The organism is Gammaproteobacteria bacterium (assembly GCA_029882975.1).
Classification (GTDB): Bacteria; Pseudomonadota; Gammaproteobacteria; order SZUA-152; family SZUA-152; genus JAJDNG01.
The window spans coordinates 61,309-85,379 of record JAOUJW010000002.1; the positions used below are offsets into that span (position 1 = coordinate 61,309).

The window sequence follows — 24,071 nt, forward strand, 5'->3', positions numbered from 1 at the left end:
CCTTAGAATTCCGCTCTAACGCCTAATGAAAACAGGCTTTGTTCGTAATTGTCATAACCAAGCAAAGAGGTATATTGAAAAAAGGTGGTCATGCCCCCCACCCGGATACTGGATAACCCCAGAGACAATTCAAAAAAATCGGAATCCTTTTCATCGGTACGGTAAATAAACTTGGTACCATTAGGATCAGAAACAAAGCTGGCACTAACATCCTGCCCTGATGTTGCAAAGTCATGTTTCCACACTAAATCCAACTGCGGCAAGATAACACCGCCGGAATAAGAAAATGCTTTGTTCAGTGTCACACCCAGTGAGGCCACTTGCGTATTGATCGTCTGTCCATCCACATCCAGGTTCACTGCACCACCGCCACTTTCACGATACGCCTCCAAGGCAGCCCTGTTATAACGATATTTGGCGCTCACCTGTGCGGTCAATTCCATAGGACGGATGTAATATTCGTATCCGGCACCCAAAGTCAATCCAAGCTGACTCCCTCGGGTACGTCCTTCGGTGGTTTCTCTCACCGTCACAGCACCTACCGTAAAGTCAATTTTTCGGCTTAAGTCATAAAAACCACGACTGACCTGCAATGTGCCGTCGAAATAGAGATTCTGGGTAGGAAAGTAACTGGCATAATAAGTCAAATTAGTATCGCGACTGGAGAGGCTACCGCCGTTGTAACTAAGTTCAGTATCACCACTTAGCAACCTCGATGCGAAACCGGCAAACAACTGCCGGCTGAGGCGGTAATCCATTCCTATCGTGGCGGCGTAAATATTACTTTCAAATCCAGCCACTGCGTTGGTTTCATCCTGCTCTGAATTAATATGGGATACACTAACAAAATAACTCTGATTAATACTGTTGTTATCTCCGGCTCCCCCACCATAGGCATTCAACAAACTCGCCAATTCAGGAACCTGCCTGCCTCTCCATGGATCCAATGCCGACATGCTTTGTTGGTTGCGCGCCGCCCGTCGCAATGCCGCCAAGCGGGAGCTAATGTCTTCCATAGACATTAGCAGTGTGCCCTGTGACAATAATGATGATATTGCGGATATGGAGCGAGCAGATATCTGACGATAAGCATCCCCGGCTTGGTTGGTATTTGCTAAAATTGCTTCACAGATATTCCGCAAACTTCCCGGAGGCAAGGTTCCGTCCAGCGGGTTGCACATTTGCACTAGAGCTGTATGTAAAGCCGCCTCCGGTGATGTGCTACTGGTAGCAATACCCATGGTAATGTCTATAGTCCCGCCCGGCCCATCAACAACATCTGAATGCGCGTGTCCGCTTAGTAGCAATCCCATAACTGATAATACGATAAAGCTCTGCTTCTTTTTGTTCATCATGCCTGACTCTTTGTACGCGTGTGATTACATGTGTATTTGACGACAGATATGCCTTGAATAAAGTACAAGGCGACAACCCGAATGGCGGTGTGCTTCGGTGGTTCTTCTGATTCCGATAACACCCAATAGATAGTCCAATTCAGTAAAGCCGGGGTTAACCCTAGGTATCGTGATCCTGCTATCAAATATTCTCAAGGGCACTAATGGCCAGCCGTTCATTCTAAAGATAAACACCGCACGGTCAAGAACTACCGCTGTACCGCAGACCGAATTAGAAATTGAGATCTTATTCGAGACGAATGTTTGAAACGGCAACGAATAGTTATACTTCTTGAATATATAGCAGCGGATCTATTTCACAATATATAAATATGTTTTTCAGGCTTCCTCTCCACAACCGCCCGCTCTATTGGACCCGGACACCGGTACAGTAAATGAGAACCTGTTTCAACGATTCCTCGAGTCCAAGTATGGGGCGTCGTTGTCTGGGGAGTCTGCAAGCAAATGTTCTTGTGGCTGGAGCGTGGCCGCAATGCCACGCTCACAACTACAAAAAGTCAATTACACCATCTCACTTCCACAATCGCTCCCACCAACTACCCTCACTTGGCGGTGTCGAGCTCGGCAATACGGGCCATAGAATTTTGCTGCGAATATCCTCCACAGACCATCCGGTCAACATTGCCAGATTTTGGGAACGTTGTTCCTGCTGGGTTCGTAAACGCTCCAAATAACCTTTAGCGGCTTCACAGCGTTGCGCGTCTCCTTTCCAGGGGTGACGGATGATGTAGCGACCCTGATAGTTTTTTCGATTGTTGGTCACTTGAAACTTCAAATCATCGGGAAAGGTATCTGCGGTATAACGCAAATGCAATCGGGTAACATAGACGTTTCTGGCCATAGGTTTGTAGCGACGACGCCCCTCATCCTCGGCATCAATCCAAAACGCGCCGAGTTGGCGCAGTTGTTTTTGGCTCAGAGGGTCGGCGGCACAGGGATCGCACCAGTTCATATCCCAGGCATATTCCAAAAAAACGACGCGTTGTTTTTCCTTTTCCACTTGGTGACTGAACATATCCTTATAAAAATCAGCAAACCCGGCTTTCACGAATACCGGGACTTCCGTATCGGTAGGCAAACCGACGGTGCGATAGTTAGTGGTTTCCACCCTGCCCTTGCGAGTCAAAGCAAACACGAACAAATCCTGAGCCCCATTGGCATTTAAAGTTCCGAGACGAATGGGTAACATGAATTTTTCTGAATTAAAGGCCATCTGCAAAGGGCGTAAATAATTAAAACCCAATTTGGAATGCTTTTCCAGATTGACTTTGGCCACAAAGAACTTCATATCCTGTTTTAAATAGCTGTCCAGCACTTTTTCCGCACCGGCGGGGATTTGGTACTGATTTTCTTTAAGCCACGTGGCCAAACCGTGACTTTCTTTGGCAGACAAAATCAGAATATCGTATTCACCAATGGTATAGCTGGCTTCAATTTTGACACCTAATTTTTTCGCCTTGAACTCTTGTTCCGCCACGACCGACCGATCCATAGACATTGCCGCCATGGGCATATCCTCACGCAAGCGCGGGGCACAGGGGTCTGCATCAAAATACTCCACCAGACGGGGGGCGGTATAGGCATCCAGATGATCAATATTGGCTTGTTCCCCCACGTTGATCTGCTTTTCCTGTAATACAGTGGGTACCGGGACCACAATTGCAAACTCCTTGACGTCCCCCTTAAAATCGTTGGACATGGTAATCACGGTACGATTCTCGTCGCGTACCAAAACCACCTTTGACGCCTGATTAAACAATTGGGTATCGGCTTTAGCCACGTAGAATCCGCAAAAAGCCCTGACGTTGGCGGCTGAACACAGCAAGATACTGCCGCAAATCACTGTTAAGGTTTTTTTCATAACACATTCCTCTCTATAGGCCAGTGATACCGATGAGCACTGGAGATTTTGTCAATTAATGGAACCAACGGAGAACTGCACACCAAAGCCCAAATCAAGGCATTGGGTTGATGCAACTGAAATTGTAGATAGACCGCCAGAATCGCCACCCAGATGGCAAACCCGATACGACCTAGACGCGAATCGGGGATGGTTCTGGGGTCAGATATCATAAAAAACGCAAAAATAAGTAACGCACCGTTTTGCAAATAGTGTAAAGGAATGGACCAGGGATCTCCCAACCACCAGGCTCGCAGCAGCAAAAGCAAGGAATAAGCAGCTAGAAATGCGAATGTGATATCACTGCGCTCGGTACGATAAAGCACCACGCCACCTAAACAGGCCATTAAAAAGGCCAGCAAGGGTGTCGAACCCCACTGACCCGATGACACCCAGACAGAATCACTGAGCAACAAACAAGCTGCCAATGCAAAATTGGTCGGGTTGAATACGTGCTTACGATCCAGGTGAATCACAAATTTGCTGACGACCGCCAACATGGCGGCTAATATTGCCAACCTCCAATCTTCAGTACGTAGCAGCAAACATAAGGAAAGACTGGATATAAGGGCACTGCGGGGATCAAAGATCGGCAAATTCCATATCCTGGTACAAGCGTATTGACTGATTTGCGCAGCCAGAAGAATTAGTACAGCCGTAATCCAGTAAATTTCAAACTGTAAATAAATCAATCCGTAGCCAATGAGTGCGGCTAACACCGAAATCTGGTACCAGCGTGGATCTCGCGGTAAGCTAAGCCATGTCATCACACATCCTCCTGCGGGCTCATATTCGTTCTGTGAGTGGAGACTTAGGCTTTATAAACGCAAGGCTGCGGAAAAGGGGTTAAAGCGTTAAATTATTTTTGATAGGAAAATCACAAAGAATGTAATAACTTATTGATATTTTATAAAAAAGATTTAGAAAAAAAACGCAGGCTTGGTTTACCAAGCCTGCGCAAAAGTCATTTTTGGAGACCGTATTATTTACTTATTTGCTTTTTCTTTTTCCAGTGCTGCTATTTTCTTCTCAAGATTTTTCAGTTTTTTGTTCAAGCCGGCAAAATTGAACCACTGCTCCCCAGCCACAGGGAACTCCAATTGGGAACCATAGACTCTCCAGGACTCATCCCAATTAGCCGGATCTTTAAAGCCCAGTAGACGCAATTGTAAATAAGTTAAGGTTGAACGTGTACCTGTTTGACAATACGCCAGAGTTCGTTTGTTTCGATCCAAAGAACCAAATGCCTTTGTCGCAGCGTCCGGATCAAGATAGGCAACAGGTTCCAGTTTGCCGGTTTTTGGATTCTTTTTCTGAGCCAATGTGTCGACATGAGAAATATTGGCCGTCACATTCGGAACATGCCCACCTCGTATGGCGCGAATATCTGACCCTTGAAATTCCTTTTTAGTACGTGAATCTATCAATTGGGAATTTTTGGCAGCACCCTTAGCGATTCCCAACACCTCATCCGTTGAACCGTAACGCCCGGCTACTACGTTGACCTTGTAATTACTGGGCTTGCGAATAACCGGCTTGCTGTCCAACCGCTGTCCGGCATCACGCCAAGCAGCCAAACCACCATTCAAAACATGCACATTCTTATGGCCTACATATTCGGCAACCCAAAACCCCACCGAAGCATCGGTCAAGGTTCCCATACCGTCATAGTAAAAGACAATGTGGTCGTCATTGTTAATGCCGACTTTACTGAACAGGCGTTCGTATTTGCTTGAATCCCGAAAAACTCTGGCCGTAGTATCCCGTAATGCATTCTTGCAACGGTTGCCTAAACTAATCGCTCCGGGTATATGCCCTTTGATATAATCCTTTAAGTCCCTGCAATCCACAATCACCCAATTTCGGTCATTGCTGTGCTTCTTCAGTTCGTCTGCCGTGACTAACAAAGTGGGATTTGCCCATTGCGCTGCGTTCACCACACCCAGAAACAAGACACCCCACACACCGACTAGGCATGCAGCCCAACGTTTTGCAGCGTTCATAGTTACACCTCCACCTGATTATGTATGGAATTTCTCCCCTTACGCCTAAGTATTGCCAATACCCCCGGATATGAAATGATTCAAATGCATCATTTGGTGAGAAAGCCACAACGGCTATAGTGAACAAATAGAGCAGATAAACGGCACACCTACACTAAAACAGACACTTATATGAATATTGAATCCGAAGCATTGCTGTCCATTATTATCCCCGTGTTTAACGGTGAAAAAACAATCGGACTTTGCCTTCAATCTCTGCGAACATCCTATGATCCAAACTGTGAAGTCATTGTCATTGATGACGGTTCCACCGATGCCACCGGGGAAGTGGCAAACCGGTTCCCCTGTCGCTATTTACGCCACAGACGTCGCCAAGGGGCTGCGGCCGCCAGAAATCTGGGCGTACAACACGCCCGTGGTCAACTGTTGTTTTTTATAGACGCCGACTGCATGGTATTACCGGAAACGCTGCATCATGTACGCAGCAGTTTGCAACAGGAACCGATAAATACCATTGTCGGCGGCACATACCTGCCAAAAGCACTGGACGGTGGTTTTTTCAGCGATTTTCAGGCGATTTTTGTAAATTTCTTTGAAACCAGAAATCATTTACCCGACCATGCTCCCGACTACATTGCCACCCACGCAATGGCAATGCAACGCGAATTGTTTGTGCAACATCCAGGATTCAATAATGACAAACTTCCGATTCTGGAAGACGTGGAATACAGCCATCGCATGCGCCAACACGGCATTCAACTGAGGATGTCGCCACATATTCGGGTACAGCATTATTTTGGTTTTAACCTGGTAAGGTCTTTACGCAACGCAATACGTAAGTCCATGGTGTGGACACAATACAGTCTGAATCGAAATGACGTATTTGAAAGCTCTGGAACTGCTTCCCTGGAACTTAAAATCACAACAACCGTATTACCTATCATTGTCGCCATGAGCCTCCTGGTACCCGGTAGGGTCGCGGCAGTGATGGCATTGCTCGGCCTGCTGACTGTCAATATGCAAGTTAATTGGAAGTTTATAGGCACCATAAACCGGGTACACGGCCTGAACTTTACGTTTTTTTCATGCCTGTATTACTTTTTTGTGTATCCACTGGCGGTGGCGACCGGAGCCTGCGCGGGTATTGCTGCTTTTCTATTACAATATTTCCAGTACCAAACAATGCCCCGTTCAGAGATGGCTTCTCGCTCAGGGCTGTCTTCTCGCTCAGGGCTGTCTCCCGGTTCAAGGCTGTCCTCTCGCTCAGGGCTGTCCTCTCGCTCAGGGCTGTCTCCCGGTTCAAGGCTGCCCAATGTATAGCCCCATTACCCATTTACCGGCCTTATGGCTAAAACGCCCGGTGCAGCTGACCTTCTTCCTCACGCGACGTTGCAATGCCCATTGTCCATATTGCTTTTATTTACAAAGTAACGATGCTCCTACCGGAGAAACCAAAGACGAATTACAGCTCCCGGAGATTGAACAAATTTCGGCATCGATGAAAAATCTTCTATGGCTGGCTTTTTCAGGCGGCGAAATCTTCTTACGCCGAGATCTGGTGGAAATCAGCAAAACATTTTACCGCCACAACCACCCGGTCTATATGTTGTTTCCCACTAACGGACAAAACCCGGATCGGGTTTTTCGAATGGTGCGTGACATCGCCGGCTCTTGCGTGAATAGCAATATTATAGTCAAACTGTCTATAGACGACCTCTATGAGGAACACGACCGCTTAAGAGCAACACCGCGCAGTTTTGAGAAAACCCTGGAAACCTATGCAAAACTCAGCACCCTTTGCCATAAACATTCCAATCTGCAAATTGGTGTCAATACGGTGTTTTGTGCGCAAAACCAGGACCGGATAGATGCCATTATCGACTTTGTCAGCAAGTTATCCGCTGTAAAGACCCATACTCTGTCTCTGGTCCGCGGCGATTTACGGCAGAAAAACTATAAACATGTTGACATGGAAAAATACCGTCGGGCCACCCAGCGACTGGCTCAGTTTATCCAAAGACAGCAATCACCGCACTATTCCTTCACAGCCGGAAAACTCAAGATCGCTCAAGACGTACTCCAACGACGACTCATCGACCGCACCATGCGCAAACAAGACCGGGTAACACCCTGCTATGCCGGCTCGGTTAATCTAGTGCTAAGTGAATCCGGAGAAGTCTATCCGTGCGAACTCCAGAGCCGCAGCATGGGCAACATCAAAACTTACCACTACCGCATGGATCAACTTTTACGCGACCACGCAGCTAAAGCTGCCCAAGCCTGGGTAAAACAGAACCACTGTTTCTGTAGTCATGAATGCCACATGATGACCAATATTCTGGCCAACCCCGCTCGCTACCCGGCTTGGTTTAAAGAATATGTCCGCTTATTTCACGCGCAGAACCCTTTGTTTCCCGGGCGGGAAGACGTTCCCCGGCCGCAACATGGGTTTGGTGACGGGTAAACAAATCCTTCTCCAAATACAACCAGAACAAACTGACCAGCCCACGAATCCCCACAACGATATCCTGCAAGCTACGCAGTGCCATTAATTTTCTTAACAAAAATCCGGGTCGACTGTAGAAGCGTCGCAAGGCCCGTTGCCGCAAACCTTGAATTTGTTGCTGGGTCAGTGTGTAGGGTATAAACGCAGCGCCTTGATAGGTATATTGCCGTAAGCGATCAGCCACCCGACCGTATTTGGGCAAGTGCTCATAGAGATAAGTTCCGGGAAACGCGGTGAGTGCATGAAAGTTAGCGTAATCCGGATCCAAACGCACCGCAAAATCGATGGACTGCAACGCATCTTGGTAGGTTTGGCCGGGGATACCAAACAAAAACGGCGTAGTGACGCGCAACCCTACCGCTTTTGCGTCACGCACTGCTGTTTCGATATGTTCGACCTTAATTCCCTTGCGCAGGGTATTCAGATCTTTCTGTACACCGCTCTCCGCCCCTATCAGAACAGCCCAGCAGCCGCTGTCCTTCATCGCCTGTAGCAGCTTACGATCCACCTGATTGGCACAAACGGAAGCAAACCAGGTAAAGTCCAACCCAGCCTGACGAATACGCCGGGTCAATTCCAGTAACCGATCATAGTCGGATGCCAAGGAATCATCGATAAATTTGATTTCACGGTAACCGCTATCCAGACACCATTGAATTTCTGCCATGACGTTGTCCAGGCTGCGATAACGCACCCCACGGACGCCGCTGCGGCGATTCTTGTCCATTTGATAACAAAAAATGCAGCGCCGATTGCATCCGCGCGATGTCATCACCACCGCCACCGGAGCCCGTTGATAACCGGCCGGGGGCGGTAAGTAGCGCATCTCATCTTGCAGTAATTGCCGCGCCGGCATGGCCAATTGATCCAAGTCCTCTTGCGGCAGTCGGTCCGGGTTATGAATCACGTCATCGTCGCAGCGAAAACTCAAACCCAGCACCGAGTCCATGCGGCGTCTACCCAAAACGGCATCCGCAAGCTCTACTACCGCTTTTTCGGCTTCACCGCGAATCACCGCGTCCACGCTCAGCTCCTGTAGACACAGCTCCGGCATACTGGTGGGATAAGGCCCACCGGCACAAGTAAAACAGCGCGGGATGACCCCTTTCACATCCCGCGCCGTTTCTACCGCTCCCTCCCATGAAAAACAAGTAGCGTACACACCCACCCATTGAGGTTGAAATCGGCGCACCTTATCCAGAATCTGAGGATGAGACAGAAAAGCCCCATTATAAAACTCCACCTCATGTCCTTGCTGCAATAGCGCGGCTGCCACGTACAAAGTACCCAGAGGTTGCCAATAATTAAGTTGAGCATTGGCGGTTTTCTTAGGGAACAAATCCTCAGGCTGCCATGCCGGAATGATCAGTGCACATTTCATTTTGACCCTCACTATTGGGTACAGATTTATAATCTAACAACAAGTTCGGAGCCTCGAAGTTTACAGCATCATAGAGTAAACAAAAGCGCTCAGTCATTATAACAACGTTAAGCGTAGGAACCATGAATCCAATTCATCAAACCAGCACCAAGAACCGTTACCGTTGTGGAACGCCGTTTGGATAACCTAGAGTATTGGCCCCAACATTCATTGTGCAGGTACAATTTTGGCCTCCTGTTGTAATACGGTAGTTGGATCTACACTGGCTTCACATTTACCGACATCATTCTTACCCTGGTCTTATTCTTGTAATTGCTGGTAGTACTGCTGCATGTCTTCGGACACACCCGCACCCGCTGCAGCATTGCTATCGGCACTGACACCATAACCACCGCTTTCAGCAATTTCAAAAAAACCCGGCTCCACGCCTGTGTGTTTCGACATCATGAACCCGAGTGTATAGGCAATCAAGCCGGACACTACCACAATAGCCAACCAAAGTTTTGTATTCACCATCGCTGTTTTCTCCGACAAAGCAGCTTCAGTTTAGTTATCGATTTGAAGATTTTTATAATGATCTTCCAAATCGTCATTTATTTCCGTACTGATACCTACAGTTTTCTTTTCGCCAATCAAGCCTACCTCTAACATCGGCGGGACGCTGTAACCGATCATCAGTCCCATAAATACACCTACCACAGTAATCACCACCCACAGTTCTTTTTTCATGTGATATTCCCCAGTCGTTTCCTCAAAGACAATGGCTTCACGCTTTCTCTATGCGCCAGACGAAGTTACCGTCGTCTTTCTTTTTATCCACAATCTCATCACCCTCCACCTCACACATGGATGCGATGGACTCTCCGGACGATGGGTTATCAAAAATCACATCGATGAATTCACCTGAGGCGATCTTGGAAAGCGCTTTTTTTGTGTAAATCTGCGGATGTGGGCAAACATAACCTTTCACATCCAACACATATCCACCTTCTGTCTGTTTTTCAAATTTCATGTTTCACCTCCTGCCAGGGGTTTACACACCACAAGCTGCAAATTCCTTATCCAGTTTGCGCTGTGTCCACCAGTTAAAGAACTTCACACCAATATAGGCACCACCGATCATCCCAACACCAAAGAGCCAACCGGACACATCACCCTGTGAAACCCGGACGAAAAAGGCGCCTACATTGCAACCCAGCCCCAGACGTGAACCGATACCCATTAGGGCGCCACCAATCATGGCCCAGATAGCCAACTCCCAGGTGGGTTTTTTGAACTTGAACTCATTGTGTAACAAAGCCATCACCGCAGCGCCTCCAATCAGCGCCAAGGACATCCAGTCCGCCGGATTGATGGCCGGGTTGGGTATACCGTTGACGAAACCAAAATAAATGTTATCCATGTTCTCTGCGCCCATTTTGTTAAACACCCACCCCACCCATTGGGCTTCCTGAGTGGTGACATACCAATAACCGGGATCAAATACAGTCCCATTGACTGACAAACCAAAATCAAAGCCCATACGATCCAACAGCGTCCCGGCATTTTGTACGCCGAACTTTACCCGCAACCCCTGTGTCACCAACATTTGCAAGCCGCAGAAGATACCCAAAATCAGCCCGGCAATAGCCGTTCTTTTCGACGCCATTATCATGGTCCAATAGCCGGCGATTTCATCTTTGAACGTCGTCTTGGATTTAATTTTTAGTTGCTTTTTCATATAGCCCCGACGGGACCAACCGGCGTATACGAACATCAGCAAAATAGTGGCGGGAATGATCACTCCAATTAGCACATTACCCACGAAGGCACCGGTTACGGAATCGTTGCTTTGTCCCATCATTGTGGCATATGTCAGCACCGGCTGGTCCCAAACATAGCCTGCGAGGTATTGATCCACCCAACCGTCTCCGGCGTTAATGGATGCCGGTAGCCCTTTCGACATGGCGGACTGATGCCAGGAGTCCGGTACCAGTTTATTAAACCAACCGCCCACATCGGCAAATATGGCCTGGGTGACGCTAATAGAAAGAATCACTATGAGTGCCACGCCGTTTCCTTCTCCGGTTTTATACAGCGAACCCGAGGCACAGCCGCCGGCAAACACCATGCCGATACCAAAAATAAATCCGGCAATGGTGGCGTGCACACTGGTGGGAGCCGCGTGAAAAGTACTTAATCCGGTAGCGCTCACAAAAGCGCTGACCAGAGCAAACAGGACGGTTGCGATCATGATACCAACGGCCATTCGCGGCACCCCAACCGCAAACAAGTCTCGAAATGCCGATGAAAAACAAAAGCGACCGTATTGCAAACACATGCCGTAAACGAATCCGAACCACAGGTAAACGGACAGATATATGTAGTATTCATTGTAGGCATAGGTCCCAATACTCACCAATGCCAGCACTCCCACAATGATGTACGCCCACATCACATTTTTTTCCAGCTTCTGCGTAACCATAAGATTCACCTTTCTCGCGTCACTGTTTTGGTTTCGGTTTAGTTTTGGTTTATAACTTTACTGTTTCCGCACAATCTTCACTTCGATAAACATGTGTCAGAACCTGATATCGGAATACCCTGTCCGTCACAACAAACGCTTTACTTAATCGATAAGACGCCGCCCATGCAGGCTTATCAAGCCTGCTCCTACCATCCGAAATAATCACCAATGCTGCCAGGTCGGCACATTGTCCACCTACCCCAGACGCATCGTCCCATACTTTATAGCGCCAACCGTTATGAAACTCCCACGTGAATCGCACCGGGGAATTGATAGGAATTGTTGCGAGCACTGGGCCTGGAGTATATTCGGGGTCTAGATAAATCGTTTTTTGGGTATACGCATCTAAAAACGGAAGGGCAATATTTGGATTTATGGCCGTTCGCCGCACAGGTGTAACGACCACAACCACATTACTTTCCGGTAATTTATTTAGGTACGCCCCCGCGTTTTTGAGATTAACCATGCTCATACTTTGCAAAGAACCACTGTATGCCACTACCAGCAACACAACGGACATGGCGATTGCGTTCAAACTGATTTGACGAACCATGAACGAACTAAACAATTGCAGCAAACCCCTGGAAGCCAGGAGCGCCAGTATCGGATAAAACACCAAAAAATAACGCGCTCTGGCGACCCCCAGAATAATCAAGCCGGCAAACAACACTACCGCCAACATGACGTGCCAATCCATTCGACGGATCGCCACCACTACTGCACCCAATGCGGCCAGACTCACATAAGGATGGATTTGATAAAAAAAAGTGGAAACGTGACTTTCACCCCACCAGCTTAGACCGGGCAATTGAAACCCTTGCAGCAACTGCCACTGTTGTTGAAACACCGTAAATTTCCAGGCCATCACCGATCCCAACAGTGTCAACACTCCGCTCAACAATAAAAAACCGGTTTTTATTCCGGCTCTCAAACGGATATGCCCGGACCGATTGTAGAGAAAAGGAGCAATGCAAATCCAACCCACCAGTACCCAGGTATTGTATTTACTCAAAAGAGCCGGCAAGCACAAAGCCACGGCTGTACTGATTGCAACCCAGCTTTGGCGCTGCACCGCCGCAATCACAGCGCGTATAGCCAACACAAAGAAGAACATGGCAACCACATCCACTAATACTTGCGAAACCTGCACCAGTAAAAACGGAAATGCCAACAATAGACCGGCTGCTACCAAACCGGTTCGTTCATCCCAAAGAGATTTCCCGATCGAATACGTTAAATACAGGGTTGTCGAAAACAACACACTGCAAAAAACCTGAACAACTAAAACACTTTCACCAAACAGAGTAAACAATACACCATAGAGCAACGGCACCATCGGCAGGTCTGTCCAAACCGCAATATCCGAACCCCATTGTTGCAAAAAATGGAACACGCCGTGCGTAGCCACGGCGTTGGCATAAGTGAGGTAGCGGGCACTGTCTATGATGACTTGCGGGGAAGACCACAATACAACGGTCAAACCGAAACCCGAACCCAGGATGAGGCCCAGTTTTGCTGAAACAGTTCCAACATATTGAATCAGACGGTTTCCCAGCAGCACCAATACCGATGAAAAACCAAGAATGGGTAATAACAAGTCCGCACTAATGGTCCAGCGCCAGCTTAATAAACGATTATCGTCCCATATCCTAAATACGTACTGCAGCAGAAATACCAGCGCTGTAATTAAATACAACAACAATATTTGTAAGCGACGGGTATCAAGATTCAGAATGGATTCGGCACCGACAATGCAATCGCGCAGGCCATACTCAAACCGCTGCGGACTGCACACAACCTTGTCGGTTTTACCGGCCATGCATCCTCCAATGCCATCAGCCTATTCATCATCCACGACCTGCGACCCTGATCCTTTGTTCGTCTATCCCTTTTACCCCTACTGTTCAACCTGAACCAATACCACCAAATCAATCACTAATGTTATTCCAGGAAACGACTTTATCCGTCACCGCTATTTGTGCAATAATTCCGTCATAATCCACATCATCGCCGTTATACAGTTTAATTACATTCACCTGATCATTTTTGGCCTGCATATCCACCAAATCGAGAACATCTGCACCAGGCTCACTGTTAAATATGTGTAGTATTTTCATATTCACCGTCCGATAAACATTGTCAAAACACCAGTACATGATCCGATTCGTGGTTCATCATGGCATTGTTGAACTGGCTACCACACACGATATCCTTGGACAATTCACTCACATCAACGCCTTGTTCTTCCGCGCTATGCCTGCAAAGACTTAAACTTACACCGGCTAATTTGCACAAATCCCTAAAGGCCACTTGCTCCAGAAACCGCGTCCCCACATCCATACAAAATACGGTCACTTCATGCCCCTGCCGCGATGCTGACTGAACCAACTCGGCAACATGGCGAAAATATTTGTCGCTGGTAACCAATATTCCTAGTTTCATGTTTATCCACCCTGTTTCGTCAGCGTTTAACTTCTCACCCTTCCATTTATAAATAAACTTTACTCCGGTTTTTGGGTATGATGTATTTGCATCATTTTCCCAAACTCACCTGTAGATCCATTTAACACCGCAACAAACACTCTGACAAACACCCGACAAACCCCACACACAAGCCTCTTTTGCAGCGCCGCCACCACTGTTTTCCATCTCGACCTTTAATAACTGGAGTATTAGTAAGGCAATACGTGATCGTAAGTCGTCAGTTTATCGGCCAGCTCCCCTAAAGATAACAACTCAACATCGTCGTTGCTCTCGCAATTGGAGTACATATGTATCCCCAATTCCTTCCCGGTTTCTATATTAAGCTGGTTGTCTTTGGTTTTTTGTAGTTTTCTGTCCACGAAAAACACATCCACTGTATCGTCTGCCAGAGTCAATCCTATGGACATGCGCAAAGCTTCGTCCTGACGACCGGATACTACGACTGCGATTTTCTTTTTCATGTCTGGATCCTTATAAGAATTTGTGGCGGTATGCATAGGCCACCGCCTCGGTTTTACTATGGACAGCCAGTTTTTTCTGGATATGTTGAATGTGATTTCTGACTGTAGTTTGACTGATGTGTAGTCTGTCGGAAATGGTCCGGCTGGCCACACCTTCCGCCATCAATGACAGTACTTGTGTTTCTCTGGGGGTCAAGCGCGTTTGATTTACTCTATCGGGAATCACTTGTTTGCTTTCCTTAGGCTTACGCTGACTGTGATCCATAAGACCTAACACATCGGTATGACTGCTGCGATGCAGCAAATGCATGATGTGCCAGTTTTTCTTGCAACTGGAAGGTAGCAGAATTATGTCCACCGACAGATTAACGCCTTGCCCGGTACTGTCCTTAACTCTAACCAGAAAGGATTTTGGCGCTTCGGAAACCGGAAGTTTGGATACATCGCATTGTTGCCGGCACCAGCGGCGGCCGGAAACCGGATGACACCCCTGTAAGACGCTACAACAGGGACGCCCCAGCGCCCAGTGCTCGGAGTAACCCAATAGTTCCTCACAGCCCTGGTCCCAATAAATAATTCTCTGGCGACTATCAATGGCAAAACTGCCATCCACCGTTGTGTACAAAATGTCGGCTAGGGTACCCATAGTACATTCCCCCCGGATTGCCTATTACGGAAACCTAATCACACTTTAAGTTAAGTAGAGACGGTCACTGGCCACATTGACACAAATCAATTTGTCGATGTTATCGTTAGTCCGTATGAATCATATGGCAATTTTACAATAATCCACATTATCAATATGTTAGGGCGGGTTTCGAGGTCGTTTGTGAGAAAAGAAATAACCGTTCTCTTGCGGGCAGCAAGAGAACGGTGTGCGACATAACAGGTACGACTGTAAGGGGGGCACGATTGTCGGTACCTGTTACCCTTTATATCGGCCGCTCCGGGTTGAGCGGCAGACCCAAACCGGAGCCTTAAGATACTGTTAAGAATCCATATTCGGTAACAAAATATTTTCTACCTAGCGTATTTGAAAAGGGTTAAGATCATCCTATTCCTAAACAACAAAAGGCTCCTTTACCCATATGTCCCGCGTGCCGACATATTTCATCTTGTGCTTTTTCATACTCACCGCCTGTTCCAACAGCGATGACGACAATAAGACAAAGAAAGACAAACCTCACCTGGTGGAAACCGTCAAGGTGGAGGAAAAAAGCCTGGGCATCACCCGCGTGCGTACCGGCACCTTGCGATCCCTCAAAGAGGTTAAGGTATTTACTCAGGAAGAAGGACAAATCACCCACTTGCCATTTTATGAAGGCGATACGGTTAAAAAGGGTGAGTTGGTGGCACGCCTGGATGACAAATTGCTGAGCGCCCAACTTAACCGGACCAAGGCCACTCGCATAAAAGCGGAAAAAGACCTGCAAAGAGTTCAAGGTTTATATAAGCGTAAATTGGTTTCCGATGAAGAACTGGCGCGTGCTGAAACCGAACACCAAGTCGCTTTGGCTGACGAACTCGTACTGCTAACCCGGAAAAAGTACGCCACCATTCAAGCCCCCATCTCCGGCGTGATCACCGAACGGAACAATGAAGCTGGGAATGTAGCCACCAAATACAGTCACTTGCTAACTATTGCAGATCCGGCTTCTTTAATTACCACGGTCAATGTTTCTGAACTGGTGCTGGTACATTTAAAACTTCAAGACCAAACCGGCGTTTCCATAGACGCTCTGGGGACGGAAATCTTCCCGGGAGAGATCACGCGAATTCACCCCAAACTGGATCCAGTAACACATCAAGGCACGATAGAAGTACAGTTAAAATCCGTACCTGAACAAGCTCGCCCCGGACAATTGTGCCGGGTCATGCTACATACCCAAATCAGTCCCCGTATTCTGATTCCGTTTCAAGCCTTGCGCAGTGATGCGGAAGGTGAGTATGTGTTTAAATTGAACGAAGAAAACCATGCCATTCGCACCTCCGTAATCAGTGGACAGCGCCTGGATGAGCATATAGAAATCGTACGCGGTCTACGCCCCGGAGAAACCGTGGTTACCAAAGGTTTTCTAGGCTTAACACCCAATAAAAGCGTGAAACCGGTCAACCGGGAAAGTCCTTCCAAGACAAGCCAAACTTCGTCAACTCAACCATGACCCAGCCTACATCGAATCCAAAAAACATGAACCCCAAGCATGGCGGGGGCTTAGCGCAATGGTCGGTTGCCCATCCCGTTGGGGTCACTATGATAGCACTTGCGATCATTGTTCTGGGTTTGTTTTCCTTGGGTAAACTGGCCATTGATTTATTACCTCATCTGATCTATCCGGAAATTCGGGTTAGGATCCTGGATCCGGGGGTATCAGCCACTGTCATGGAAGACAGAGTCACGCGCCAACTGGAGGAACAGCTGGCCATTACCGAAGATGCTATCTCGGTACAGTCCAACACGACCCTTGGTCTCACCACCGTTGACCTATCCTTCTCTTACGGTAAAGATATCGACATTGCCTTGCGCGATGCCAGTACGCGACTGGATCGTGCCAAACGATTTCTCCCCGACACCATCAATCCCCCCATGATTTATAAGCTGGATCCGTCACAAATTCCGGTGCAAGAATTTGTGATCAGTTCCAATCTACGCAACCCGGTGGAATTGCGCAGCTGGGTGGATGATGTTTTGCGAAAATGGTTCCTCAACTTACCAGGGGTGGCCGCTGCCGAAGTGGGTGGCGGCTTGATTCGGGAAATTCATATATTGCCGGATCAACAACGATTGGCCGGAGTTGGCCTGAGCATGAAGGAACTGATCGATGCCTTAGAGCGGGGAAACCGTGAGGACCCCACTGGCCGTTTGTTAATGCAACATCAGGAGCTCAGCGGCCGAATCAGCGGTCGGTTTAACAAGGTAGAGCACATTCAGAAATTACCCTTGAGAACGGCCGGCGGTAAAACCATTTACCTGGGAGAAGTGGCGCAAGTAAAAGACACGCACGGAGATGAACGCCTACGCGTGCGCTCCAACACCATTCCCGGTGTAAAACTGTCTATACAAAAACAACCCAACGCCAATACCATAGCGGTGGTTGATGTAGTGAGCCGGCGATTGGCTTGGCTACAACAGCAACAATTATTTCCTGAGGATATCACCATCACCTCTGTGGCGGATCAATCGATTTATGTGCGTCAAGCTCTCAGTAATTCCAGTCTCGCGGCCGTGAGCGGTGCTTTGTTAGCCATGACGGTGGTCTATTTTTTCTTGGGTAACCTGCGCCGTACGCTGATTATTGGCAGCGCCATCCCTATCGCCATCATGGTAACCTTTATCATTATGGGTGCGGGCGGACTGACCTTGAATATTATGACTTTAGGTGGTCTGGCCTTGGGCGTTGGCATGTTGGTGGACAACACTATCGTAATGCTGGAAAACATATATCGGCATCAATGCCAAGGTGAAACCGCCACCGTTGCGGGAACCCGAGCCGCAGCGGAAGTGAACAGCGCCATTGTAGCTTCTACCAGCACTAACTTGGCCGCCGTATTACCATTTCTTTTCATAGGCGGGCTTACCGGTTTGTTGTTCCGAGAACTGATTTTCACCATTTCTGCTGCTATTGCAGCTTCCATGGTCATTGCACTGACGCTCGTACCAACACTGGCGGCAAGGGTTCCCGTGGACGCAAAGAGCCGGTTTCGCACGCAAGTGGACACCGCAGTAATGTGGATGCAATCGCATTATACAAAACTGGTGCGACGATCCTTAGAACTGCCCTGGCTCGCCCCGGTGATATTTACAAGCGCCATCATTTTCGCAGCCCCGGTATTTTTTAGTAATAAACAGGTGTTTCTCCCTAAAATGGATGACGGCCGCATTACCTTACGTATCCAGGCCGATCCAGGTATTTCCCTGGATGAAATGGACAATAGTGCTTCGAAAATTGAAAAACTGCTACTAGAGCAAAAAGAAACTCAGACTGTTTTCACACTGGCCGGGGGTGCCATTTTTGGGCGCACACAACGCGAAACCCCCAGCCAAACCACTATCATTGCCCAGTTGGTACCTTTAGCAGAACGGGACAAAAGCAGTGGCGAGTGGATTAAACATATGCAAAAGCAAATCTCTGCCTTACAACTTGCTGGAATTAAGGTACGTATGACCCAACGTGGAGTCCGCGGTATTCGCACCGGCCGAGGTGACGATGACATCAGCCTCAGAATTCAAGGACCGGAACTGGAGGTACTGGAGGAAATCGCTGCAAATTTGGTTGGACAATTAAAGCCAATAGCGGGTATGCAAAATTTGTCATACAGCTCCGAAGAGGAACAACTGGAAATATCCATAGAACCGGACCGTGAACGAGCCAATATTTTGGGATTGAATGTACAAGACATCAGCCAGGCCCTGCAAATTGCCCTGGAAGGCATCAAGGTCACGGAATATGTAGAGGGTGATCGTTCTTACAATGTGATTTTGCGTCTACCTCGGCGGGATATGGCAAACCCACAGGATCTGGAGTCCATCATGCTAAGCCCTGCAGTTGCAGGTCAACCGGCAATTTACCTGGGCAATGTCGCTGAGGTAAAACTGGTAAAGTCGCCGGCCAGTATAAAGCGAGACAACCAGCTTAGAATTGTAGAAATCAGTGGCTCCATCGCCGATGACGCCACACTGGGCGGTGTCCTGGAAAAAATCGAGGCCATCCTAAACAGCTTCGAGCTACCTCAGGGATATACCCTCTATGAAGGCGGTGCCAAACAGGCACTGCAAGAAGGCAAACAACTCACGTATATTTTATTGAGTCTGGCTCTCTTTTTGGTTTTTGTGGTAATGGCAGTGCAATACGAATCTCTGCGCAACCCCATCGTCATCATTATCAGCGTACCCTTTGCTTACATTGGTGTGGCGGTGGGATTGATGCTAACCGGAGCGTCCTTATCCATGCCCGTCTGGCTGGGCATGATAATGTTGGCCGGTATTGTGGTGAACAACGCCATTGTCTTAGTGGAATACATAGAAATCGTGCGCCAAAACAGCAGCAATAAACACGAAGCCATTATAGAAGCCGCCGCCCTGCGTTTACGCCCCATTCTGATGACGACACTAACCACGGTGGTAGGCATGCTTCCCCTGGCCTTAGGCTTAGGGGAAGGTGCAGAAATGCTTCAACCTTTGGCGGTTTGTATAGTGTTTGGCTTAAGTTTTTCCATGTTGGTAAGCCTGTTGCTGGTACCCACGTTGTATGCTTTATTCCACCCAGAGGATCAACTTGCAGTAAAACACGCCTAAAACCCTCATCTACCCTACTTATGACTTTTCCAGCTTCGCCCAGGTATCCCGCAGGGTAACCACACGATTGAAAATAGGCTTGTTACCGGGCAATTGCATAGGATCGAGACAAAAATAACCTTCTCGCTCAAATTGCACCTGCTGACCGGGTTCACTGTTTGCCAATGTCGCTTCCAGATAACACTCTGTCAAAGTCAGCAATGAGTTAACGTTGAGATGTTCTTTAAAATCTTTACCATCCTTAGTGGCATCGGGCGTAGGGTGGTCAAACAAACGATCGTATAAACGCACCTCGGCCTGTACCGCAGTGCGTGCGTCCACCCAATGAATCACACCTTTGACTTTGCGCCCCTCAGGATTTTTCCCCAAGGTATTTTCATCGTGACTGCAATGCAATTCGATAATGTTCCCGTGGGCATCTTTAATGACTTCATCACAACGTATAACGTAGGCATTACGCAATCGCACTTCCCCACCGGGAATGAGACGCTTGTATTTTTTCGGTGGATTTTCACTAAAATCGTCTCGATCTATATACAGTTCCCGGGAAAAACTCAACATGCGTGTACCCATAGTTTCGTCCTGGGGATGATTATGTGAACTGAGCTGCTCCTGTTTTTCGTCCGGATAATTCGTGAGAATGACTTTCAAAGGTCGCAACACAGCCATGCGCCGGGGTGCACTAATATTTAAATCGTTACGAATGCAGTCTTCCAGCACACTCATTTCCACCAGATTATCCGCTTTGGTCACGCCAATACGGTGGCAAAACTCACGAATCGACGCAGCGGTATAGCCGCGACGACGAATACCGGCCAATGTAGGCATACGCGGATCATCCCAGCCTTCCACATAACCGCCCTCAACCAATTCGGTAAGCTTGCGTTTGCTCACTACCGTGTATTCCAAATTCAAACGGGAAAACTCGATTTGCTGCGGGTGACACGGGGTTTGCAACTCATCCAAAAACCAGTCGTACAAAGGCCGGTGGTCTTCAAACTCCAAGGTACAAATAGAATGCGTAATGGATTCGAGCGCATCGGATACACAATGAGTAAAATCATACATGGGATAGATACACCAATTGGCGCCGGTTTGATGGTGGACTACGCCATGTCGAATCCGGTATAACGTGGGATCACGCAGATTGATATTGGGTGACGCCATGTCAATTTTTGCCCGAAGCACTTTTTCACCGTCACCAAACTCACCGGCGCGCATACGCGCAAATAAATCCAGGTTCTCATCCACCGAACGATTACGATGGGGGCTGTTTTTACCCGCCTCGGTCAAGGTACCGCGAAAATCACGAATTTCCTCGGCACTAAGGTCATCTACATAAGCCTTACCCTTCTGAATCAGCTGCACAGCATAATCGTATAATTGCTCGAAATAATTCGAGGCAAAATACATGCGATCGCCCCAATCATATCCCAACCAGCGTACATCGTTCTGAATGGCTTCAACGAATTCAGCATTCTCCTTGTGGGGATTGGTATCATCAAAACGCAGGTTGCAGCTACCTTTATAATCCTGGGCAATACCGAAGTTCAAAACGATGGATTTAGCGTGTCCGATATGCAAATAGCCATTGGGCTCCGGCGGGAAACGGGTGGCCACCCGGCCTTCGTTTTTGCCCACTGCCAAATCCTTATCTATGATTTGACGTACAAAATTACTGGGCGCAGACTTCTCGGAATCGCTCATGTTTTCTGTTTCCTTATCCATGCATTGTTTAATGAGGGCGAAGTTTATCATTTCTACCCGCAAAGCAGTATAGACGCTCCCCATGCGCCTGCACATGCTGCTTCCCATTGGACGTACTTGACCGCCCCGGTGCGCTTGACAGCCGTTGGGTTTTGAATCACTGTAGCTGCCAAATTATAACCGCACACCACACCACGATTTGATACACATGCAAACGACCGGCCCCACCAAACCACCGTGTGAAACCACTGCGCAACCTACTGATAATATAGATGTTTCTGAAAAAATAAACCAGGCCCGAGAAATTTTGCGGCTCAAATACGGTTACTCGGAATTTCGCTTAAAACAGGAAGACATTATCAGCACCCTCCTAAAGGGAGAGGATGCATTGGCCCTGCTGCCCACAGGCGGCGGTAAATCCCTGTGCTACCAAATCCCTTCCCTGGTGCGGCAAGGCACCGGAGTGGTAATTTCCCCCCTCATTGCCTTAATGCAAGACCAAGTGGATGCGCTACGTCAATTGGGAATCCGTGCCGCTTATCTCAATTCCAGCCAGGATGGTGCGACGCAAAGACAAATTGAAACCCAACTGCTACGCCAGGAATTGGATTTACTGTATATTGCACCGGAACGCTTATTGACCGAACGCCTATTACAGCAATTGGAGCAAACCCACATTGCCTTGTTCGCCATCGATGAAGCCCACTGCGTATCGCAATGGGGACATGACTTTCGCAAGGAATACCAGCAACTATCCGTATTACATCAACGCTTCCCCCATACACCGCGCATTGCCTTGACGGCAACGGCTGATGAGCGCACTCGCCGGGAAATTGTCGCGCAATTGAATTTAAGCAATGCCCGCATTTTTATAAACAGTTTCGATAGACCCAATATTCACTACCGCATCAACGATGGTAACAACGCCCGAGAGCAGCTGTGGCGCTTTATTAACCGGGAACACCCAAACGATGCAGGTATTGTCTATTGTCTGTCACGGAGAAAGGTGGAAAGCGTGGCCGAGTGGTTCAATAAAAAAGGACGAACCGCGCTTGCCTATCACGCCGGACTGCCGGACGCTGTGCGTCAACAAAACCAAGAGCGTTTCCTGCGAGAGAACGGCCTCATCATTGTCGCCACCATCGCCTTTGGTATGGGGATTGATAAACCTGATGTCCGCTTTGTAGCACACCTGAATCTTCCCAAAAGTATTGAGGCCTACTACCAGGAAACCGGCCGTGCGGGCCGAGACCAAAAACCGGCAAATGCCTGGATGAGTTTTGGTTTGCAGGATGTCATGACCCTACGTCACTGGGTAGAACAGGCCGATGCAGATGAACGCTACAAACGCGTGAGCCTGCAAAAATTGGAAGCCATGCTCGGACTGTGCGAAATGAGCTCGTGCCGCCGTCAAGCCTTACTCAAATATTTCGGTGAATCCCTGGAACAGCGCTGCGGCAACTGTGACAATTGCGTGTCTCCGCCGGAACAATGGGACGGAACCGTGGTGGCACAAAAAATTCTTTCTTGTATTGTCAGAACAGGGCAACGCTTCGGTGTTGGCTATATCATTGATGTACTTTTAGGAAACAACAACGAGCGCATTCAACGCAATGGCCATGACCGCATCAGCACCTTTGGAATCGGTACCGAGTTGAGCGGAGCAGAATGGCGTTCTGTGCTACGCCAATTGGCAGCACAATCCTATATCAGCACCGACTTGGAAGGCCACGGCTCGCTCCTACTCAATGAAAAATGCAGACCCTTGCTCCGCGGCGAAACCCGGATTCAGTTCCGAAAAACCAGTGAAAAAATCCATGCACCGGAGAAACCCAAACAACAAAATATCAACACTTGGGATGAAGAATTGCTGGCCGCACTAAAAACCCTGCGCCAACAACTGGCCGCAGAACAAAACGTACCCGCGTACATTATTTTTCACGACCAAACCTTGATAGACGTGGCGGCCCTGCGACCGGCCAATCTTACGGAACTGAGCCGCATCAACGGCATTGGCCAACAAAAACTGGATCGTTACGGTGAGGCAGTATTGCAACAGGTGGCCACTCACCCCCTGCCGAATGTACTAAAAAACAATTTCAGCAATACCATTAATGAAACCCTGTATTTGTACAGTCGCGATATGGATGTGGACGCCATAGCCCAGCACCGGGATCTAAAACCGGCGACGATACTGGGACACTTTGCTGAAGCCATAGAAGCGGGTATGCTGCAATTAGATGACGTATTGCAACTGGATGAAGATACGGTCACCGAAATCCTGCTTACGGCAGAATCACTCCAACTGGCAGCCGACGACAGTCTTAAATCCCTGTTCCACGCCTTTAATGGCGAACACGATTACGGCGTACTCAAATGCGTGGTAGCGGGACAACTACGATCACGATAGCGACT

At 48.2% G+C, this 24,071-nt stretch carries 20 protein-coding genes; 5 read left to right on the forward strand and 15 right to left on the reverse strand.

What is annotated here, in order from left to right; translation table 11 throughout:
• Window positions 1-2: 2 nt before the first annotated feature.
• The 4 genes from OEY58_02030 to OEY58_02045 all read right to left on the reverse strand — a co-directional run bounded on the left by OEY58_02030 (window position 3) and on the right by OEY58_02045 (window position 5,318).
• Entirely contained in the window at window positions 3-1,355 is a 1,353-nt protein-coding gene (locus OEY58_02030; protein ID MDH5324218.1) for an autotransporter domain-containing protein, read from the reverse strand.
• A gap of 571 nt (window positions 1,356-1,926) precedes the next feature.
• Window positions 1,927-3,276: a DUF2330 domain-containing protein gene (locus tag OEY58_02035; protein ID MDH5324219.1), complete on the reverse strand. Its 1,350-nt coding sequence runs from the start codon at window positions 3,274-3,276 to the stop codon at window positions 1,927-1,929.
• Complete coding sequence (locus OEY58_02040) at window positions 3,273-4,082, reverse strand: RnfABCDGE type electron transport complex subunit D (GenBank protein MDH5324220.1); 810 nt, start codon at window positions 4,080-4,082, stop codon at window positions 3,273-3,275. Before OEY58_02040 ends, OEY58_02035 begins: the two co-directional genes overlap by 4 nt.
• 219 nt (window positions 4,083-4,301) lie before the next feature.
• A complete protein-coding gene (locus tag OEY58_02045) occupies window positions 4,302-5,318 on the reverse strand; it encodes a rhodanese-like domain-containing protein (GenBank protein ID MDH5324221.1) in 1,017 nt (338 codons plus the stop codon).
• A 171-nt stretch (window positions 5,319-5,489) separates the two neighbouring features.
• Between OEY58_02045 and OEY58_02050 the strand changes: the two genes are divergently transcribed.
• On the forward strand, window positions 5,490-6,638 hold the full coding sequence (locus OEY58_02050; protein ID MDH5324222.1) for a glycosyltransferase: 1,149 nt from the start codon (window positions 5,490-5,492) through the stop codon (window positions 6,636-6,638).
• A complete protein-coding gene (locus OEY58_02055) occupies window positions 6,631-7,782 on the forward strand; it encodes a radical SAM protein (GenBank protein ID MDH5324223.1) in 1,152 nt (383 codons plus the stop codon). Before OEY58_02050 ends, OEY58_02055 begins: the two co-directional genes overlap by 8 nt.
• Here OEY58_02055 and OEY58_02060 read toward each other — a convergent pair.
• The 10 genes from OEY58_02060 to OEY58_02105 form a co-directional block, all read right to left on the reverse strand.
• Complete coding sequence (locus OEY58_02060) at window positions 7,688-9,205, reverse strand: B12-binding domain-containing radical SAM protein (protein ID MDH5324224.1); 1,518 nt, start codon at window positions 9,203-9,205, stop codon at window positions 7,688-7,690. The two genes, OEY58_02055 and OEY58_02060, sit on opposite strands and share 95 nt — an antisense overlap.
• Before the next feature lie 300 nt (window positions 9,206-9,505).
• The gene (locus OEY58_02065) at window positions 9,506-9,721 is read right to left on the reverse strand and encodes a hypothetical protein (GenBank protein ID MDH5324225.1); all 216 of its coding nucleotides are present in this window, start codon (window positions 9,719-9,721) and stop codon (window positions 9,506-9,508) included.
• A 30-nt stretch (window positions 9,722-9,751) separates the two neighbouring features.
• Window positions 9,752-9,934 carry a hypothetical protein gene (locus OEY58_02070; GenBank protein MDH5324226.1) on the reverse strand — a complete coding sequence of 61 codons (183 nt, stop codon included), beginning with the start codon at window positions 9,932-9,934 and terminating at the stop codon, window positions 9,752-9,754.
• 37 nt (window positions 9,935-9,971) lie between these two features.
• On the reverse strand, window positions 9,972-10,217 hold the full coding sequence (locus tag OEY58_02075) for a sulfurtransferase TusA family protein (GenBank protein ID MDH5324227.1): 246 nt from the start codon (window positions 10,215-10,217) through the stop codon (window positions 9,972-9,974).
• A 21-nt stretch (window positions 10,218-10,238) separates the two neighbouring features.
• On the reverse strand, window positions 10,239-11,669 hold the full coding sequence (locus OEY58_02080) for a YeeE/YedE family protein (GenBank protein MDH5324228.1): 1,431 nt from the start codon (window positions 11,667-11,669) through the stop codon (window positions 10,239-10,241).
• 49 nt (window positions 11,670-11,718) lie between these two features.
• Window positions 11,719-13,530: a glycosyltransferase family 39 protein gene (locus OEY58_02085; protein MDH5324229.1), complete on the reverse strand. Its 1,812-nt coding sequence runs from the start codon at window positions 13,528-13,530 to the stop codon at window positions 11,719-11,721.
• A gap of 109 nt (window positions 13,531-13,639) precedes the next feature.
• On the reverse strand, window positions 13,640-13,828 hold the full coding sequence (locus OEY58_02090; protein ID MDH5324230.1) for a hypothetical protein: 189 nt from the start codon (window positions 13,826-13,828) through the stop codon (window positions 13,640-13,642).
• 22 nt (window positions 13,829-13,850) lie between these two features.
• Window positions 13,851-14,153 carry a DsrE family protein gene (locus OEY58_02095; protein MDH5324231.1) on the reverse strand — a complete coding sequence of 101 codons (303 nt, stop codon included), beginning with the start codon at window positions 14,151-14,153 and terminating at the stop codon, window positions 13,851-13,853.
• Between the two features lie 230 nt (window positions 14,154-14,383).
• Window positions 14,384-14,656: a DsrE family protein gene (locus OEY58_02100; GenBank protein ID MDH5324232.1), complete on the reverse strand. Its 273-nt coding sequence runs from the start codon at window positions 14,654-14,656 to the stop codon at window positions 14,384-14,386.
• 10 nt (window positions 14,657-14,666) lie between these two features.
• Window positions 14,667-15,302 (reverse strand): LuxR C-terminal-related transcriptional regulator, encoded by a 636-nt coding sequence (locus tag OEY58_02105; protein ID MDH5324233.1) that lies wholly within the window; start codon window positions 15,300-15,302, stop codon window positions 14,667-14,669.
• Between the two features lie 442 nt (window positions 15,303-15,744).
• Here OEY58_02105 and OEY58_02110 point away from each other — a divergent pair, with 442 nt between their 5' ends.
• Both OEY58_02110 and OEY58_02115 read left to right on the forward strand, forming a co-directional pair.
• The gene (locus OEY58_02110; protein MDH5324234.1) at window positions 15,745-16,818 is read left to right on the forward strand and encodes an efflux RND transporter periplasmic adaptor subunit; all 1,074 of its coding nucleotides are present in this window, start codon (window positions 15,745-15,747) and stop codon (window positions 16,816-16,818) included.
• 26 nt (window positions 16,819-16,844) lie between these two features.
• Window positions 16,845-19,949: an efflux RND transporter permease subunit gene (locus OEY58_02115; protein ID MDH5324235.1), complete on the forward strand. Its 3,105-nt coding sequence runs from the start codon at window positions 16,845-16,847 to the stop codon at window positions 19,947-19,949.
• Window positions 19,950-19,967: 18 nt separating this feature from the next.
• On the opposite strand, the gene OEY58_02120 is transcribed toward OEY58_02115, so the two are convergent.
• Window positions 19,968-21,656, reverse strand: a complete 1,689-nt coding sequence (locus OEY58_02120) for a glutamine--tRNA ligase/YqeY domain fusion protein (protein ID MDH5324236.1) — start codon at window positions 21,654-21,656, stop codon at window positions 19,968-19,970.
• 208 nt (window positions 21,657-21,864) lie between these two features.
• On the opposite strand from OEY58_02120, the gene recQ reads away from it, so the two are divergent.
• Window positions 21,865-24,066, forward strand: coding sequence for a DNA helicase RecQ (gene recQ / locus OEY58_02125; protein MDH5324237.1), 2,202 nt, complete (start codon window positions 21,865-21,867; stop codon window positions 24,064-24,066).
• Window positions 24,067-24,071 lie beyond the last annotated feature (5 nt).